The sequence below is a fragment of the Bradyrhizobium sp. CCBAU 11361 genome, from assembly GCF_028128935.1.
In the GTDB taxonomy this organism is placed as follows: domain Bacteria; phylum Pseudomonadota; class Alphaproteobacteria; order Rhizobiales; family Xanthobacteraceae; genus Bradyrhizobium; species Bradyrhizobium niftali.
The window spans coordinates 1-254 of record NZ_LBJZ01000032.1 but is presented as its reverse complement, the minus strand read 5'-3'; the positions used below and the strand labels follow the sequence as shown (position 1 = coordinate 254).

The 254-nt window shown below is 71.3% G+C and carries 1 protein-coding gene; it reads right to left on the bottom strand.

The genetic code is table 11. The annotated features are described in order from the left end of the window. Positions 1-254: condensation domain-containing protein (locus XI08_RS09700; protein WP_271574249.1), on the bottom strand; the 254-nt coding region annotated here is incomplete at both ends.

Here is a 254-nt window from a genome sequence, read left to right as displayed (position 1 = left end):
TTGCGCCAGCGCCAGCGAGGCCTGCTCGTGCGCCAAGAGCTCGGCCAGCCGGGCGTGCGTGGTCAGGACGCTCGCCTCGGTCGCGGTGCCATCGAGATCAAGCCGCAGCGGCAGGGTGTTGATGAACAGCCCCATCGTGCGGTCGCCACCCGCACCCCCATGCATGCGGCCGAACAGCACCGTGCCGAACACCACCTGCTCGCGCCCGCTGCTGCGCGCCACCACCTGTCCCCACGCCAGATGGCACAGGCTCG